General features: G+C 52.5%; 13 protein-coding genes. 8 read left to right on the top strand and 5 right to left on the bottom strand.

All coding sequences use genetic code 11. The features are described 5' to 3' along the window. The first annotated feature begins 30 nt into the window (after positions 1-30). A complete protein-coding gene (locus ABGB15_RS11255) occupies positions 31-462 on the top strand; it encodes a universal stress protein (RefSeq protein WP_215721987.1) in 432 nt (143 codons plus the stop codon). Positions 463-495: 33 nt separating this feature from the next. Here ABGB15_RS11255 and ABGB15_RS11250 read toward each other — a convergent pair whose 3' ends face one another. Continuing rightward, positions 496-1,182, bottom strand: a complete 687-nt coding sequence (locus tag ABGB15_RS11250; RefSeq protein WP_152081005.1) for a GntR family transcriptional regulator — start codon at positions 1,180-1,182, stop codon at positions 496-498. A 90-nt stretch (positions 1,183-1,272) separates the two neighbouring features. Beyond that, positions 1,273-2,019: a bifunctional NADP-dependent 3-hydroxy acid dehydrogenase/3-hydroxypropionate dehydrogenase YdfG gene (gene ydfG, locus ABGB15_RS11245; RefSeq protein ID WP_152081006.1), complete on the bottom strand. Its 747-nt coding sequence runs from the start codon at positions 2,017-2,019 to the stop codon at positions 1,273-1,275. Positions 2,020-2,162: 143 nt separating this feature from the next. On the opposite strand from ydfG, the gene dcp reads away from it, so the two are divergent. The 3 genes from dcp (at position 2,163) to ABGB15_RS11230 (ending at position 8,672) form a co-directional block, all read left to right on the top strand. After that, positions 2,163-4,193, top strand: a complete 2,031-nt coding sequence (gene dcp, locus ABGB15_RS11240; RefSeq protein ID WP_215721988.1) for a peptidyl-dipeptidase Dcp — start codon at positions 2,163-2,165, stop codon at positions 4,191-4,193. Positions 4,194-4,431: 238 nt separating this feature from the next. After that, positions 4,432-6,930, top strand: a complete 2,499-nt coding sequence (locus ABGB15_RS11235) for a type VI secretion system Vgr family protein (protein WP_369064179.1) — start codon at positions 4,432-4,434, stop codon at positions 6,928-6,930. Further along, the gene (locus ABGB15_RS11230; RefSeq protein ID WP_369064178.1) at positions 6,927-8,672 is read left to right on the top strand and encodes a hypothetical protein; all 1,746 of its coding nucleotides are present in this window, start codon (positions 6,927-6,929) and stop codon (positions 8,670-8,672) included. Before ABGB15_RS11235 ends, ABGB15_RS11230 begins: the two co-directional genes overlap by 4 nt. Before the next feature lie 54 nt (positions 8,673-8,726). Here the strand turns inward: ABGB15_RS11230 and ABGB15_RS11225 are convergent, their stop codons facing one another. Beyond that, positions 8,727-9,716: a 2-hydroxyacid dehydrogenase gene (locus ABGB15_RS11225; RefSeq protein WP_215721996.1), complete on the bottom strand. Its 990-nt coding sequence runs from the start codon at positions 9,714-9,716 to the stop codon at positions 8,727-8,729. Positions 9,717-9,926: 210 nt separating this feature from the next. Here ABGB15_RS11225 and ABGB15_RS11220 point away from each other — a divergent pair, with 210 nt between their 5' ends. Genes ABGB15_RS11220 through ABGB15_RS11210 form a run of 3 tightly spaced genes read left to right on the top strand, consistent with a single transcriptional unit; the run spans position 9,927 to position 13,085 of the window. Continuing rightward, positions 9,927-12,566 (top strand): YdbH family protein, encoded by a 2,640-nt coding sequence (locus tag ABGB15_RS11220; protein ID WP_215721997.1) that lies wholly within the window; start codon positions 9,927-9,929, stop codon positions 12,564-12,566. Then, positions 12,563-12,754, top strand: a complete 192-nt coding sequence (locus tag ABGB15_RS11215) for a YnbE family lipoprotein (protein ID WP_152081016.1) — start codon at positions 12,563-12,565, stop codon at positions 12,752-12,754. Before ABGB15_RS11220 ends, ABGB15_RS11215 begins: the two co-directional genes overlap by 4 nt. A 7-nt stretch (positions 12,755-12,761) precedes the next feature. Then, entirely contained in the window at positions 12,762-13,085 is a 324-nt protein-coding gene (locus ABGB15_RS11210) for a YdbL family protein (RefSeq protein WP_152081017.1), read from the top strand. Here the strand turns inward: ABGB15_RS11210 and feaR are convergent, their stop codons facing one another. Beyond that, entirely contained in the window at positions 13,086-13,997 is a 912-nt protein-coding gene (gene feaR, locus ABGB15_RS11205; RefSeq protein WP_152081018.1) for a transcriptional regulator FeaR, read from the bottom strand. Positions 13,998-14,238: 241 nt separating this feature from the next. On the opposite strand from feaR, the gene ABGB15_RS11200 reads away from it, so the two are divergent. Then, positions 14,239-15,738 (top strand): aldehyde dehydrogenase family protein, encoded by a 1,500-nt coding sequence (locus ABGB15_RS11200; RefSeq protein ID WP_215721998.1) that lies wholly within the window; start codon positions 14,239-14,241, stop codon positions 15,736-15,738. A 36-nt stretch (positions 15,739-15,774) separates the two neighbouring features. On the opposite strand, the gene ABGB15_RS11195 is transcribed toward ABGB15_RS11200, so the two are convergent. Continuing rightward, the gene (locus ABGB15_RS11195; protein ID WP_215721999.1) at positions 15,775-16,881 is read right to left on the bottom strand and encodes a GGDEF domain-containing protein; all 1,107 of its coding nucleotides are present in this window, start codon (positions 16,879-16,881) and stop codon (positions 15,775-15,777) included. Between the last annotated feature and the right edge of the window lie 137 nt (positions 16,882-17,018).

The raw sequence follows: 17,018 nt of genomic DNA, 5'->3' as shown, positions 1-17,018 counted from the left end.
TCCTTTCACTGGAATAAGGGAGTCAGGCTTATGTATAAAAAGATTTTGATGCCTGTTGATGTGTTTGAAATGGACTTGAGCGACAAAGCAGTACGCCACGCGGCTAATCTGGCAAAGGCGGAAGGCGCGTCGATTACGCTGGTTAATATTCTGCCGGGCAGCAGCCGGTCATTGTTACGTGGATTTAATGCCGATATCAGAAAGTTTGAAGCGTATATGACCGCCGAGTCCGAAAAAAAGATGACGGACCTCAAGCGGTTATTCGATATCGCCCCGGAAGATATTCACTGCGTAGTACGCTTCGGTAATGTGCGCGATGAAATAATCAAGCTCAGCAAAGAAGGGGAATATGATGTTATCGTCATCGGATCAAAAAATCCGAGTATCACCACCCATCTGCTCGGTTCGAACGCCGAATCCATCCTGCGCTATGCCAGTATCCCGGTATTAGTCGTTCGTTAATCACTACGCCGCAACCGAAAGGGGGCGGCGAATTTAGTCTTCGCTGAACCAGTCGCTATTTTCCTGACGAATTAACTGCACAGATTCGCTAATTTCCTGCAGGTGCAGCGTCATGGCTTTTTCAACAGCGTCGGTGTCACGCTTTTCCAGTGCATTAAAAATATCATGGTGTTGTCGGAGTAACATTTCCGGTGGTGAGACATGATCAAGGCTCATGTAGCGCACGCGGTCAATGGTGGCTTTGATATTTTCAATGGTATCCCAGGCCAGCTGACAATCAGCGATTTGAGCCAGCTTCTGATGAAATTCATCATCAAGCTGGAAAAAGTCGTTCAATTGCTTACGGTCGATGGCGATGCGCTGCTGATGAAGATTCTGTTCCAGCAGGTAACACTGGTTGTCATTAATCAGCGAGGCGGCGCGGCGTACCACTGCGCACTCAATCGCCTGACGGACAAAACAGCCGTTCCGCACCTGAGAAAGGGAAATTTTATTTACATAGCTGCCGCGTTGCGGGCGGATCTGAATCAGACCGTTCTCTGCAAGTTTAATGAATGCTTCGCGCACAGGCTGACGAGAGACATCAAAACGGACGGATACCTCTTTCTCAGAGAGCGGCGTTCCTGGCGGGATCAGGCAGTGAACGATATCACGTCGCAGAATGCGATAGATTTGCTGATTAACAGGCTGGGTAGGATTGAGTTGCGATTCAGCGGCCATGTGTTGTGGTTTCTCAGAGAGTTAACCTGCACATACTACCATTCTTTTGTCTGTCATCACATCCCCGGCCCGCAGGCCGGGAAGGGTAAATTAACCACGATGGACGCTAAGTCCGGCAAAACTCTGGCTGACAGGCATCATTTCAACGGTGTTGATATTAACGTGTTTTGGCAAGGTTGCGACCCACCAGACGGTCTCGGTAACATCTTCCGGCGTCAGCGCATTGGCATTTTCGTAGGTTTTATCCGCTTTCGCGTCATCCCCTTTGAAACGCACGTTAGAGAACTCCGTACCACCAACCAGACCAGGCTCGATATCGGTCACGCGAATCGCAGTGCCGTGCAGGTCGGTGCGCAGATTCAGGCTGAACTGGCGTACAAACGCTTTGGTCGCGCCATAGACGTTCCCCCCCGCGTAAGGCCAACTGCCCGCGGTTGAACCGATGTTGATGATATGGCCGCGATTGCGTTCAACCATGCCAGGCAACACGGCGCGGGTCATATACACCAGCCCTTTATTGTTGGTGTCGATCATATTTTCCCAGTCTTCCACGCTGGCTTTATGGGCAGGTTCCATACCCAACGCCAGACCGGCATTGTTCACCAGCACGTCGATGTCACGCCATTCGGCAGGCAGGTTCGCTATCATCTCTTCAATGGCGGCACGGTTACGCACGTCCAGTTGTGCGGTCAAAATGCTGTCACCCAGCTCATCTTTCAGCTCCTGCAGACGTTCCTGACGACGGCCTGTCGCAATCACTTTATGACCGTTGGCGACGAAGCGGCGCGTGATGCATTCACCAAACCCTGCTGTCGCCCCGGTAACTAAAATAATCATCTCACTGTTCCTCAACGCTTTTTGTGTTCTACTACCATAGCACGCTCTCAGGTACCCCGTTAAGGCAACATTTGTATGACGGCATTGCAGGGCGCGGCGGCCTGGCCTACTCTGGGGAGATATACCGTTCTCAGGAGTAAACGATGTCGGTCAACAATCCTTTCTTTGAAATCAGCCCGTTACCTTATCAGGCTCCTCGTTTCGACGAGATTACCGATAGCCACTATCGCCCGGCATTTGACGAAGCCATGCGCCAGAAACGCGCGGAAATCGACGCTATCGTCGCGCAAACGACAGAACCGGACTTTAACAACACCGTGCTGGCGCTGGAAAAAAGCGGGGCCATGCTGTCCCGCGTCAGCAGCGTGTTCTTCGCGATGACTTCCGCGCATACCAATGATGTTTTACAAGCGCTGGATGAACAGTTCTCGACGGAACTGGCAGCGCTCGCGAACGACATCTGGCTTAACGAGTTGCTTTTCTCCCGCGTGGAGGCTGTCTGGCGGGAGCGCGCGGCGCTGGATGCCGAGTCCCGCCGTCTGGCAGAAGAGACGTATCAGCACTTTGTTCTGGCGGGGGCTCGTCTGAATGATGCAGAAAAAGCGGAGCTGAAGGCGTTAAATACCGAGTCGGCCTCCCTGACGAGCCAGTTTAACCAGCGACTTCTGGCGGCAAATAAAGCGGGCGGGCTGGTTGTGGATTATGTTCACCAGCTTGATGGACTCAGCGCCGATGAGATTGCAACGGCGGCGCAGGCCGCGGCAGAAAAAGGGCTGAACGATCGGTGGCTGATCCCCTTGCTTAATACCACGCAGCAGCCCGCGCTCTCTGCACTTCGCGATCGTCAGACCCGCGAAAATTTATTCAACGCGGGCTGGGTACGTACGCAGAAGGGTGATGAAAATGATACCCGTGCGTTGATCCGCCGTCTCACGGCATTACGCGCGCGTCAGGCGCAACTGCTCGGCTTCGAAAACTATGCCAGCTGGAGCATTGCCGATCAGATGGCGAAAACGCCAGCCGCGGCGCTGGCGTTTATGCGGGGTATTGTTCCTGCGGCGCGCTCGCGCGCAGAGCGTGAGCAGGCCGACATTCAGAAAGTGATTGACGATGAGCAGGGCGGATTTACGGTTCAGGCATGGGACTGGGCGTTTTATGCTGAGCGCGTGCGTCTGGGGCAATATGCGCTGGATGAGTCGCAAATAAAACCGTACTTTGCGCTCAATACCGTGCTGCATGACGGCGTATTCTGGGCCGCGAACCAGTTGTTTGGGATCAGTTTCGTGGAGCGTTTTGACATTCCTGTCTATCACCCGGACGTTCGCGTATGGGAAATCTTTGACCACACCGGCGAAGGAATGGCGCTGTTCTACGGTGATTTCTTCGCCCGCGACTCCAAAAGCGGCGGTGCGTGGATGGGAAATTTCGTTGAGCAGTCATACGAATTTTCCGCTCGTCCGGTCATATACAACGTATGTAATTACCAAAAGCCGGCGCAGGGGCAGACAGCGCTCCTCTCCTGGGATGACGTCATCACCTTGTTCCATGAATTCGGACATACGCTGCACGGCCTGTTTGCAACCCAGCGGTACGCCACGCTCTCTGGTACTAACACGCCGCGCGATTTTGTAGAGTTTCCGTCGCAAATTAACGAGCACTGGGCCAGCCATCCGCAGGTATTTGCGCATTATGCGCGTCACTATGAAACCAACGAACCAATGCCGGACACGCTACGGGATAAAATGCTTAGCGCGACCCAGTTCAACAAAGGCTACGACATGACGGAGCTGCTGAGCGCCGCGCTGCTGGATATGAACTGGCACGAGATCAGCGAGCCAGTGGAGGATGTTGAGGCTTTTGAAACGCATGCACTGAAAAAAGAGGGGCTGGATCTCCCCGCCGTACCGCCTCGCTATCGCAGCAGCTATTTCGCCCATATTTTTGGTGGCGGCTATGCAGCAGGGTACTACGCGTACCTTTGGACGCAAATGCTCGCGGACGATGGCTATCAGTGGTTTGTTGAGCAGGGCGGCCTGACGCGAGAAAACGGGCAAACGTTCCGCGAGGCGATTTTGTCACGCGGGAACAGCAGCGACCTGGAAGCACTATACCGCGACTGGCGCGGGCACGATCCGAAGCTGGAGCCGATGTTGAAGAATCGTGGGTTAAGTTAACGAGTTATCGCTTTCACTTTGCCTCTCTCCCACAAGGAGAGGGGCGTCTGAATTAAAAAAGCGGAAAGAGTTAGATATAATATAAAAAGCCCCCCTGTAATTAATATATTTAATTTTTATTGTTGGGGGTGAGTTTATTCTTTTGATAAATGTATTGAATTAATAGTAGATGAAAACGTATTTCTCTCCGGGGAAAGTGGTCGTATAATTTTTGCGGCTTACTTAAACGGATGTTCCTATGAAAGAGCAATTTCCCCTACAACAGCAGGACACATTAAACAGGTATCTCCTTTTTTTTTATAGTAAGGATGTGATAGCCGATGTCCATTCCTTTATAGCAACGGAAGCGCTTAGTACCCCTTATCGTTACACGATACGTTTCACCTCTAAAGAATCAAATATCCCGGTAGAAAGAATACTCAATCATTGTGCAGAATTTCATATTCGCGAGCCTAACCCTAAAGCCGCCTGGCATGGACAAACCCCCTGGCTTCCTGTCAGACGGGTAAATGGTACTATCACCTCGTTGGCGCGTATCAAATCATCGGCTGATGAAGCGTTTTATGAATGTGTTCTGGAACACGAACTTTCGTTACTGAACAGGAATTATCGCTCCGCTGTTTATATGAATTTGTCTGTACCGGAACTGGTTAAAAAATTAATGACAGACAGTGGCTACTTTGAAGGGTTTAACATCGATTTTGATAAGCTCAGCCACCATTACCCTCGGCGCGAAATGGTGATCCAATGGAAAGAGACGGATCTCCAGTTTATTCAACGTTTACTGGCCGAAGTAGGGATCTTTTTCCGTTTTGAAAACCACGAAAAAGTGCAAAGCGAAGTTGTCGTCCTTTTTGGTGATTCCTCCGGCCAGTATGTGTTTTGTGACCGGGCTATTCCTTATGTACGCCGTTCAGGGATGACTAGCTACAACGAATATATTACCGACCTGGAAGAAAAACATACTCTGGTTTCCGGAAGCGCATTGGTCCGAAGCTATAACTACCGAATTCCCTTTTCACCGCAAAAAAATAAAGCAATAGCCTCTCATGACATACCAGAGGGAATTACTTGCGGACAGGAATACCACTATGCAGATCCCTTCAGGGAAGAAGGTGATTTGTTTGGCGATGAAACAGAAACCGCCGCATTCTACGCACGCGTCCGGCATGAGCGACTCCTTAACGAGCAGTGCCTCCTGAGCGCAACCACCAGCGATCCTGTTCTAATTCCAGGCACTGTGTTTACGCCTGGCGGCCCTGTACCTCAATCGTTCACACGGGGCCTGGTGGTGACAAGGCTGACAATTACAGGCAGTCGCTCAGAACATTATCAGAGTGTCATCAACGGCATACCCTACGTTGACGGTTATAGCTATCGTCCAGCTTATTCTTCCCGCCCTGTGATTACCGGAACCGTACCTGCACGCATAGCCTCCCTGGGCAGCAATAAAACCTATGCAGGGATAGACGCTCAGGGCCGCTACCGGGTGAAGTTTGATTTTGATTTAGCTGAAAAACGTGAAGGGTTTGAAAGCGCATTGATACGGTTAGGCCGTCCTTATGGGGGCGAGACTTACGGTTTTCATTTCCCGCTACTCAATGGCACCGAAGTGGCTGTTTCGTTTGAGGGAGGCGATCCGGACAGGCCGTTTATCGCGCATGTTTTGCATAATGGCAGAGCGCCGGACCTGGTGACAAACAGTAACAACACCCGCAACGTTATTCGCACTGCTGGCCTGAATAAAATCCGGCTTGAAGACAAGCGGGGACAGGAACATATCAAGATTTCCACAGAGCACGGGAAAAGCCAGTTAAGCGTAGGCAATCTCGTCGATGCGCAAGGGAAACCGCGCGGAGAAGGTATTGAGGGGCGTACTGATGACCGCATAGCGCTACGTGGCGGTAAAGGCGTGTTAATCACAACAGAGCCTCAGCCTCGCGCGCAGGGCAAGCAACTGGATATGGCCGCTGCCATAGCGCAGCTTGAGAAAGCGTTAAGCATCGCAAATACGCTTCAACAATGCGCCGCCGCGGCCGGAGCCAGTGAGACGGAGACGGCGTCACAACATGAACTAAAGGCCATGCTTGATAAGCTGACGGGGGCGGGGCTTCTGAGCTATGCCGACCAGGGGCAAGCGCACGTAACTCCACAAACTCTGCAGCTTTCAGCGGGTAACGATTTGGTTGCCACGGCGGGGAATAACGGCAGTGTGAATATTGTCAAAAAACTGTCGGTTGCCGCAGGCGAAAAATTCTCTTTATTTGTGCGCAAACTCGGCATTCAGTTGATTGCCAGCAAAGGCGATATCACTACTCAGGCACAACGCGGCGCAGTACATCTGTTTTCACAGCAGGATTTCACGCTGATGAGTTCAGAAGGGCGGATGAACGGCAGCGCGAAAAAAGGGATTCAACTTAGCTGTGGCGGTGGCGGGATTCGTATTAATCCCAATGGGCTTGTAGAAATATTTTCGCCGACAGGCGTAGAAATAAAAGCCCCTGGCTTTAAATACGATGGCCCTGAAAGCGTTCAGGTGCAAGCGCCGGCATTTAAAGAGGGGACTTTCCAGAAACGCTATCAACTGCAGACGGACGGGCAACCCATTGCGAATCAAAAATTTAAACTGACAAGTTCCTCCGGCCAGGTCACGGAAGGTATGACTGACAGTAACGGCAATTCGCCGCTACTTGATGCCACAGACTTAGATACCTACATCATGGAGTTAGTTGAATGACGGAACAGAATAAAAGCCCTTATCGGCCTCGTGTTGTTTCTCAGGGGGATATTCCGGCACATAAAGGTGCCGGACTTGCAGCCTGTACCACCGTCGTGAGTATCCCTCGTCCTATGCCTGGGATCGTCATCCTTATTCATGGTGTGAATGATGTAGGTGAAGCCTATCAGAATCAGGAAAAAGGTATTATTGCCGGATTATCGAAGCGGCTGAATCGCGATGATATGTATCCTCATGGATGGAATCATTTTCAGATTTCGGACGCTGGCGAAAATTGTGCAAAAATCTGTAAGCCGGGCAGAAGCCCCGTTATTCCTTTTTATTGGGGATATAAACCCGTCACATATGCAGACTGGAAAACAGACCAGCAACGCTACCGTGATGAAGTGGGTAAACTTTCCGGAGATGCCAGGCTGCCTTATGACGCTTATCAGGAGTTTGACCCTGAGAAAAAAGCCGCCGCGGGTAATGATGGTAAAGGACCATTTAAATTTCAAAATGATAACTTTGCTAACGCACTTGATGAGAACTATGCCAAAGGCGGTGGTGTGTTCGCCAATGCGACAACCTGCATCCCGGATATGTTAGGCCCTGGTTCCGCTGGGTTAAGTTATGATTTGGTAGCGAAAATGTCTCGTAATCCCTCAGACGGGGATTACACCCATGCGATGTATTCCAACCCGCACCGGATATACCAGTTTTTTGCGGCGCAACGGCTTGCTGATTTAATACTCCAGATTAGACGTGAGCCCGTAACCAAAGATGATGTAATTAATATAGTTGCCCATAGCCAGGGGACAATCATTACTATGCTGGCGAATATGCTTGTTAAAAAAGAGGGGGTAACGCCACTGGTGGATAAGTTAAAAGCATCCTGTAATGGCTTCAAGGCCTGTCTCTGGGTCCGCGGCGGGAATGAAAGCTGTAGTGAAGAATTAAAATATTCCTTAGAAAAGCTCAATATCCCGGCAACGGAAATCTCTTATCTGGCTGAGTGTCCCGGCTACACATTATTAAATGAATGGATGAGGAATGATTATGTAATCAAACGCCTGCTCATCATCATTGATATGCATGAGGAAGATAAACCGTCAAAATCGATGGAGAATGCAACGGCATTATTATTGACAAACAGTTATGGGAAAGTAGAAGGCGAAAAGACGATATATATTTTTCGTCCGATAACTGACATAACCGATCCGGAAGAAACGATACCTGTTTACCTTAAAACCGAGCAGGTGAAGGAACCAAAGACGTTATGGTATACCGGTTTAACTAAATCGCAAAAATATCCGCTGTTGAAGATATTAGACGACTGGAAAATGGCAGCAAACAGGCTGGAACTGGAAGGATCATTCGGTTCGTCAACGGAAGGTTATCGGTGGTTTGCGCTGGCTCTGGCGGCAGATGGCGTAAAATATGCTCAGGGGCCGCAATTCATTGCGGCGTCAACAGATAATAAACTATCACTGGTTGCCTTATCCTCAAAAATCCCTAAGGCATTAATAACAAAAATTAATACCAACTATCGTAGCCCGTGGGAAGCAGGGGGAATGTTTGGAGTTTGCACTATGGTGACTATTTTAATTGGGTTAGCAGCATTTGCTCCACAGGTTGTAGAGCATATGTCAGTATGGCTTTTTATATTTATTATCGTTCTGCCCTTATTTGTTGGGCTTACAACAGGAGCAGTATTGACATCGATCGCAGATAATAAAGCAGATCAAGATATGTGGTTATAACCAATGGCAGATAATATTGCAAAACGGCAACCCTCGGTTGCCGTTTATGTTTACCTACGCAATTGCGTTAGGGCACTCTTCACCGTTTTCCAGCTGCTGCAAATTCCCCAGTGTCGTTTCGGAAATGCTGATCAGCGCTTCGGCGGTCAGGAAGGCCTGATGACCGGTAAACAGCACATTATGACAGGCGGACAGACGACGGAACACGTCATCCTGAATTACGTCATTAGACTTATCTTCAAAGAACAAATCGCGTTCATTCTCATACACGTCCATGCCCAGTGCGCCAATTTTCTGCGTTTTCAGTGCTTCGATGGCGGCCTGAGAATCAATCAACCCCCCACGGCTGGTATTGATGATCATCACACCATCTTTCATCTGGTCAAATGCGGTCTGGTTGAGCAGATGATAGTTTTCCGGCGTTAGCGGGCAGTGCAGGGAGATCACGTCTGACTGGGAGAACAAGGTTGGCAGGTCGACATACTCTACGCCGAGATCCAGCGCAGCAGCGCTTGGGTAGGGATCAAATGCCAGCAGACGCATGCCAAAGCCTTTCAGAATGCGAAGGGCGGCCACACCGATTTTACCCGTACCGATAACGCCAGCAGTTTTACCGTACATGGTAAAGCCGGTCAGACCTTCCAGAGAAAAGTTGGCATCGCGGGTACGCTGATAAGCGCGGTGAATACGACGATTCAACGACATCATCATACCGATGGCGTGTTCGGCCACCGCTTCAGGCGAGTATGCCGGAACACGAACGACCTTCAGACCCAGCTCTTTCGCTGCGTCAAGATCCACGTTGTTGAAACCTGCACAACGCAGGGCAATATACTTCACCCCGTGTTTTTTCAACTCTTCCAGCACCGGGCGGCTACCGTCATCGTTCACAAAGATACAGACGCCTTCACAGCCGTGCGCCGTTTTGGCGGTTTTTTCGGTCAGCAGAAAGTCGAAAAATTCGAGATCGAATCCGTAATCCTCGTTAACATGTTGCAGATACTTTTTATCGTACTGCTTTGTGCTATATACCGCGAGTTTCATAAGACTTTCTCCAGTGATTTTGCATTCACGTTAGCATGATTAAAATAATCTTACAATTTATAAAATATTATTGAATTCAATAAGTTCTATGAATCATTGTAGAGCATCTATCCTTAAAAATGGCGTTCACTTCAACTGACTGGCTAAACATGCGACAATGATCGGCAATGTCGGCTTATTTTTCTCGCTAAATCAGGATATTAACCGCCCATGAAGGGTAAATACAAAGCCGCGATTGCGCTCTTACTGCTGTTGATACTCGTGCCGCTGACGCTGCTGATGACGCTTGCCCAGTGGGTGCCCACGCTTGCCGGGATCTGGCTGCCGGTGGGAACGCGTATCGCCTTTGAAAAAAGTCCCCGTCTGACGCGTCACTCCCTCCAGATCCCCGATCTCCGTTATCTGGTGGAAGACTGCGAAATTGCCCGAATCGACAATATCACCTTATCGCATCCCAGCCGCTGGAATCTCGATATTGGTGCGCTTGAGCTTAACTCGGCGTGCCTGAGTCAATTGCCCCAATCTGCGCCGTCAACCGTCGCGCCAAAAACGCTGGCGCAGTGGCAGGCCATTCTGCCCAACACCTGGCTGACTATTCATCGTCTGACGCTTGCGCCCTGGCAGCAGTGGCAGGGAGAACTGCGAGCCTCGTTGACGCCTGCCAGTCAGTCGCTGAGCTACAAAGGCGAGCAGGTGAGCATCAAAGGTCAACTGCGCGGTCAGATGCTCTCCATCAGTCAGTTTGATGTGCAACTTCCGAATCAACCTCAGCCGCTGAAACTGGTGGGTGAGTTTACAATGCCGCTCGTGCCGGACGGTGTGCCGGTCAAAGGCCATGCGCTGGCAACCTTTAACGTGCCACAGATCGATTCGCTGGTCGATGCCGAACTGGACTGGGAGAACAGCCAGGGGCAACTGGTGGTCATGGCGCGGGATAATCCCGATCCGCTGCTCGATCTGCCGTGGCAAATCACCGCGCAGCAACTGACTATCAGTGATGGGCGCTGGAACTGGCAACAGTCCGGGATGCCGCTGAGTGGACGCCTGGGCCTTAAGATCGACAACTGGCAACACGGGCTGGAGAAGGCCACTTTCGCCGGACGACTGAACGTATTAACCGAGGGCGATGCCGGTAAAGGGAACGCCGTTCTGAATATCGGGCCCGGCACGCTGAGCATGGAAAACAGCAACATGCCGCTGCATCTGAGCGGAGAAGCCAAACAAAACGATCTGATCCTCTATGCAAAACTCCCGGCCAGGCTGACGGGAAGCCTTAACGATCCGCTGCTCACTTTCGAGCCAGGGGCGCTGCTGCGCTCGCGTGGTCGCATTATTAACTCGCTGGATATCGATGAAATACGCTGGCCGCTGGCAGGTGTAAAGCTGACGCAGAAGGGAGTGGATGGCCGCCTGCAGGCCATTTTGCGGGCGCATGAAAACGAGATGGGGGATTTTGAACTTCATCTGGACGGCCAGGCCAGCGATTTTTTACCGGATAACGGCCTGTGGCAGTGGCGCTATTGGGGGAAAGGGAACTTCACGCCAATGAACGCGCGCTGGGATGTGGCGGGTAAAGGGGAGTGGCGTGATAACGTTATTGAGTTGACGGATCTCTCAACCGGCTTCGATAAACTCCAGTACGGCACCATGCTGGTCAGCAAACCGCGCCTGGCGCTGGACACGCCGGTGCGCTGGTATCGCGACCCTGACAGCCCGACATTTAGCGGCGCGTTATCGCTCAATGCCGGGCAAACGACATTTTCCGGCGGAAGCGTGCTACCTCCATCGGTACTGACTTTTCGCGTTGACGGCACCGACCCGACGATCTTCCAGTTCAAAGGCGATCTCCATGCCGATAAAATCGGGCCAGTGCGGGTGAATGGACGCTGGGATGGCGAGCGTCTGCGCGGGCAGGCCTGGTGGCCGAAACAGTCTCTCACCGTTTTCCAGCCTTTGCTTCCACCGGACTGGAAAATGACGTTGCGTGAAGGTTCGCTGTACGCGCAGGTGGCGTTCTCAGCGGCGGCGGAACAAGGTTTTGAAGCGGGTGGCCACGGCGTGCTGCAATCCGGCAGTGTGTGGATGCCCGATAACCAAATCAACGGCGTCGATTTTGTTCTGCCGTTCCGCTTTAGCGAGGGCACCTGGTCGCTGGGCACGCGTGGCCCCGTGACGTTACGCATTGGTGAAGTGCAAAACCTGGTAACCGCGCGCAATATCACGGCGGATTTGCAGGGTGATTATCCATGGTCAGAGAACCATCCTCTGTTGCTCTCCAACGTGAAGGTCGAGACGCTCGGCGGGAAGATCACTCTGCAGCAATTGCGTATGCCACAGCACGATCCGGCACTACTGCGCGTAGACAATATCTCCTCCAGCGAGCTTATCAGCGCCATCAATCCGAAGCAGTTCACTCTGTCTGGTCCGGTGAGCGGGGCGCTGCCATTCTGGCTGGACAATGAAAAATGGATCATCAAAGATGGCTGGTTAACCAACCCAGGGCCAATGACGCTGCGTATCGACAAAGACACGGCAGATGCCATTGTGAATGATAATATGGTGGCGGGGGCGGCGATTAACTGGCTACGCTATATGGAAATTTCCCGGTCATGGACGAAAATCAATCTGGATAATCTGGGTGAATTAACGATGCAGTCGACCCTTAAGGGAACCAGCCGCGTGGAAGGTAAAAGCGGCTCCGTGAACCTTAACTACACTCACGAAGAGAATGTTTTTACGCTCTGGCGCAGCCTGCGCTTTGGGGACAATCTGCAAACCTGGTTTGAGCAACATGCGACGATACCCGGTATCCGCAGTTCGGCTGGCAAGGAAAGTGAGGAACAACAATGAAAAAGAGGGCTGGTGTACTCACCGTCGCCGTTGTCGGGTTGCTGACAGGCTGTACGCCGCGCATTGAAGTCGCAGCGCCGAAAGAACCGATAACCATCAATATGAATGTCAAAATCGAACACGAGATCCATATCAAGGTCGATAAAGACGTTGAAGCCCTGCTGAAATCACGCAGCGATCTGTTCTGAGGACGCCATGAAACGACTCGCTTTAGCTTTGATTCTACTGGCGCTGGGGATGAACGTGCAGGCTGCAACACTCACGCTGAACGACGCCCGTGCGCAGGGGCGTGTTGGCGAAACCCTGAGCGGCTATATCGCGCCGATTAAGCAGGATGCAGAAACGCTGGCGCTGGTGAAGCGTATTAACGCGGCACGCACGGAGAGCTACCAGCAACTGGCCGACAGCAATAATCTGCCTGTTGATGAAGTGGCGAAAATGGCAGGGCAAAAGCTGGTGGCCCGCGCACAGCCGGGCGAATACGTGAAGGGTATTAACGGTAAGTGGCTGAAAAAATAGTTAGCGAAAACGCTTACGATATTCGCCAGGTGAGACGCCAAAACGTTGCTTAAAGGCCGTCGAAAAATGGCTGTGGTCAGAAAAGCCCCAGCTAAAACCAATTCCCGCCAGTTTTTCGTCATCGCTGGCGGTGCGCAGTACCTGAGCGCACAGGTCGAGACGACGATTCTTAATGTACTGGGCGACCACCAGACCTTTATCGGCAAACATACGGTATAAGCTGCGCACCGACATGCCGCTCTCCGCGGCAATCCACTCCGGGCGCAATGCTTCAGACTGGATATGGTCATCAATCAGAGCAAGCACGTTGCGGAACTGACGCTCCTTGCGCGGCGGCTGCGCGGGCTCACGTTGCACAAACGCCGGACGCAACAGACAGACCATCGCTGCCAGCGCGGCTTCGCTCTCCAGATCGCTCAAATCAGGATTTCCCATACTCTCCTGCAACAGTCGGTGGCTCAGTTGCACGGTAGGTAATGTGCGTGGGAGGGGCAGCGCACAGTGCACCTCCTGGAAACGGTATTGTTGCTCAACAATCTGGCGGGGCAGCAGAAGTGAAATCTGGCGCGATTTGTCGTGCCAGGATATCGAGCAGGGGCGCGATGCGTCGAGAAGGGTAATGTCACCGGTTTTAAGAATGGCGCGACGGTCGTCCTGTTCAATTTCCGCGCTTCCTTCCAGCTGGAACACGGTATAGAACCAGGCATCATTGCCGTTTTTAATCTCATGGCGGCTACGGAACAGGTTTACGCCCGCGGTGGTCACGGTGCTTAACTTCAGACTTCGGGCGTAGCTGGTCTCCAGTTCGCCAATAAACTTACCCTCCAGCGGACGGGCCGCAAAGCGTCCACACACCTGGTTTATTTGCGCCAGCCACTGTTGATATTTTTCCTGTTCGCTTGCACACGCCATTGTTTATCCCGATGCATCGTCAATGTTTTTGCATTGTTGCATTTATGTTGCAATTTGTCAGAGCCATGAGGCTGACTATAGGAAAGAACACTCACTGGTAACAGCGTAATAAGCGGGAATTATCACGAATTGCGGAGCCTGTCACAGGTGGCAAAGCGAATGTCACACAGACAAAAGCGGGAATGCGAAAGCCCTCGTAGACTGCATTAACACCCTGCGAAGAATAACAAAGGAGTTCCCGATGTCTGAATCACAGGTAGCCGTCCTGCCTGCCGTACAGCAGTTTTTAGACCGACACCACGGCCTGTGGATTGAAGGCCGCCAGGTGGCGTCAGAGAGCGAGAAGCGCCTGAATATCTACAACCCGGCCACGGGCGAGGTTATTGCATCGACGGCGGATGCGAGCGTGGACGATGTGGATCGCGCTGTGATGTCTGGCTGGCGCGCCTTTGTGGCCCGAAGCTGGGCGGGAAAATTACCGGCGGAGCGTGAGCGCATCCTGCTGCGTTTTGCCGATCTGCTGGAACAGCACAGCGAAGAACTGGCGCAGCTTGAAACGCTGGAGCAGGGGAAATCCATTAACATTTCCCGCGCCTTTGAAGTGGGCTGTACCCTGAACTGGATGCGTTATACCGCCGGGCTAACCACCAAAATTGCGGGCAAAACCCTCGATCTTTCGATTCCCCTGCCGCAGGGGGCGCGCTACCAGGCGTGGACACGAAAAGAGCCGGTTGGCGTGGTGGCCGGAATTGTGCCGTGGAATTTCCCCCTGATGATCGGCATGTGGAAAGTCATGCCTGCGCTGGCGGCTGGCTGCTCCATTGTGATTAAGCCGTCTGAAACCACGCCGCTGACCATGTTGCGCGTGGCGGAGCTGGCAAGTGAAGCCGGTGTACCGGACGGTGTATTCAATGTTGTTACCGGCAGTGGTGCCGTCTGCGGTGCGGCGCTGACCTCGCACCCGCGCATTGCCAAAGTGAGCTTTACCGGTTCGACCGCCACGGGCAAGCAGATTGCACGAACGGCGGCGGATACATTGACGGGCGTAACGCTGGAGCTGGGAGGTAAAAACCCGGCGATCGTGCTGAAAGATGCCGATCCCGCGTGGGTCATTGAAGGGCTGATGACCGGAAGTTTCCTCAATCAGGGGCAGGTATGCGCGGCCAGTTCCCGTATCTATATTGAAGCGCCGTTGTTCGATACGCTGGTGAGCGGGTTTGAACAGGCAGTGAAATCCCTGAGCGTCGGGCCGGGCATGTCGCCGCAGGCGTTTATTAACCCGCTGGTTTCCCGTGCCCACTGCGACAAAGTGCAGACTTTCCTTGATGAGGCGACGTCGCGCAATGCGGAGCTGATCACCGGTAATAAAGGGCCGGAAGGGAACGGTTATTACGTCTCGCCGACGCTGGTGGTGAACCCGAATGCCAGTCTGCGACTGACCCGCGAAGAGGTGTTCGGCCCGGTGGTTAACCTGGTGCGCGTGGCCGACGGGGAAGAGGCGCTGGCACTGGCGAACGATACCGAATACGGGCTGACGGCCAGCGTCTGGACGCAAAATATCAGCAAAGCGCTGGAGTACACCGACAGGCTGCAGGCCGGAACGGTGTGGGTGAACAGCCACACGCTGATCGACGCTAACCTGCCATTCGGCGGTATGAAGCAGTCCGGCACCGGGCGCGACTTCGGCCCGGACTGGCTGGACGGCTGGTGTGAAACCAAATCGGTATGTGTTCGCTACTGATATCTGGCCGGGTCGCGCTTTGTTGACCCGGCAGGCTTATCGTGACCAGCGATCCCGTCCGGCCTCTTTCGCCCGATAAAGCGCCGCATCGGCGCGGGCGATAATCTCTGTACCGGCCAGACCTTCGGCCATTTCCGCAATTCCCATGCTGACAGTGACATAATCGCTGACCTTTGAGGCAACATGTGGCACTGCCGCTTTGCGTAGACTTTCCTGAATACGTGCAGCAATCTGCTCGGCCATTTTCGCCGGACAATCAAAGAGGATCACCACAAACTCTTCGCCGCCGTAGCGGGAAACGACATCATCAGGCGTCCGCACCGACGTTTTTAGCACCTGCGCCACGCGCGTCAGACACTCGTCTCCCGATTGATGGCCATATGTGTCGTTGTAGAGTTTGAAGTAATCGACATCCAGCATAATCAGTGAGAACTTTTTTTTCTGCTCGACGGCATTTTCCAGCACCAGTTCCATCGATCGGCGGTTCGCGGTTTTGGTCAACGGGTCCTGATGGGCCAGCGCATCCAGGCGCGAAATCAACAGCTGATTCTGCTGGTTACGTCGCCAGGCCTCTTCAAACCAGCTTAAGAGTATAAAGCGGCCGCAGATAAGGATGAGGGTAAAAACACCCCAGACGCCAGCGAACCGAATATTGACCCCATGGTTCAGCGTCATGCTGGCGATTGGCAGTGAGAGCCAGAGGGGAAAAATAAAACACAGCAGTCCCGCCGGGTAAAAATAGAGTGCGGTCATTCCCGCCATCAATAATGTGATAAACATCGGCCACGCATGGGGAAGCTGTAATTCGGTAATAAACCAATAGCAACAGACTGACCAGATCAGGCTGCATAAGAACAGAACAACGCTAATACCAGGGATGTGCCGCCAGATCATGATGATTAAGGCGACGGACAGCACAATGATCCCCAGCATTGATGCATCGACAACCAGAATAAGTTGCTGGCGTACACGCAAAAGGGTGTCGATATCACCGAACAACATATTGCGCAGCAAGAGCATGAGGGCAAAGCTGACGTTCACAAACGCCAGCCATGGGAGGTTCATCACCAGCCCGTGCAGTACCATTGATTTGCGCGTGGGCCAGGTGGCCAGCTCTGGTGCCGTTGTGTGTCGTTTTTCCATAAAAATTGTTTTCCTGAAACGGGCGGAAGATCCGCCCGTAAATACGCGTTACGGTGTCACAATGTGGTAGCCAAAGAACTTCTCTGGTGTCCTGGCTGAAAATGTTTCAAGAGATGCAAAGGGAATACGCGAGGTAA

It is taken from the genome of Enterobacter sp. MALB-1 (genome assembly GCF_041021625.1).
GTDB lineage: Bacteria > Pseudomonadota > Gammaproteobacteria > Enterobacterales > Enterobacteriaceae > Enterobacter > Enterobacter oligotrophicus.
The sequence above is the reverse complement of the archived record's forward strand: the minus strand, read 5'-3'. Positions and strand labels throughout refer to the sequence as shown.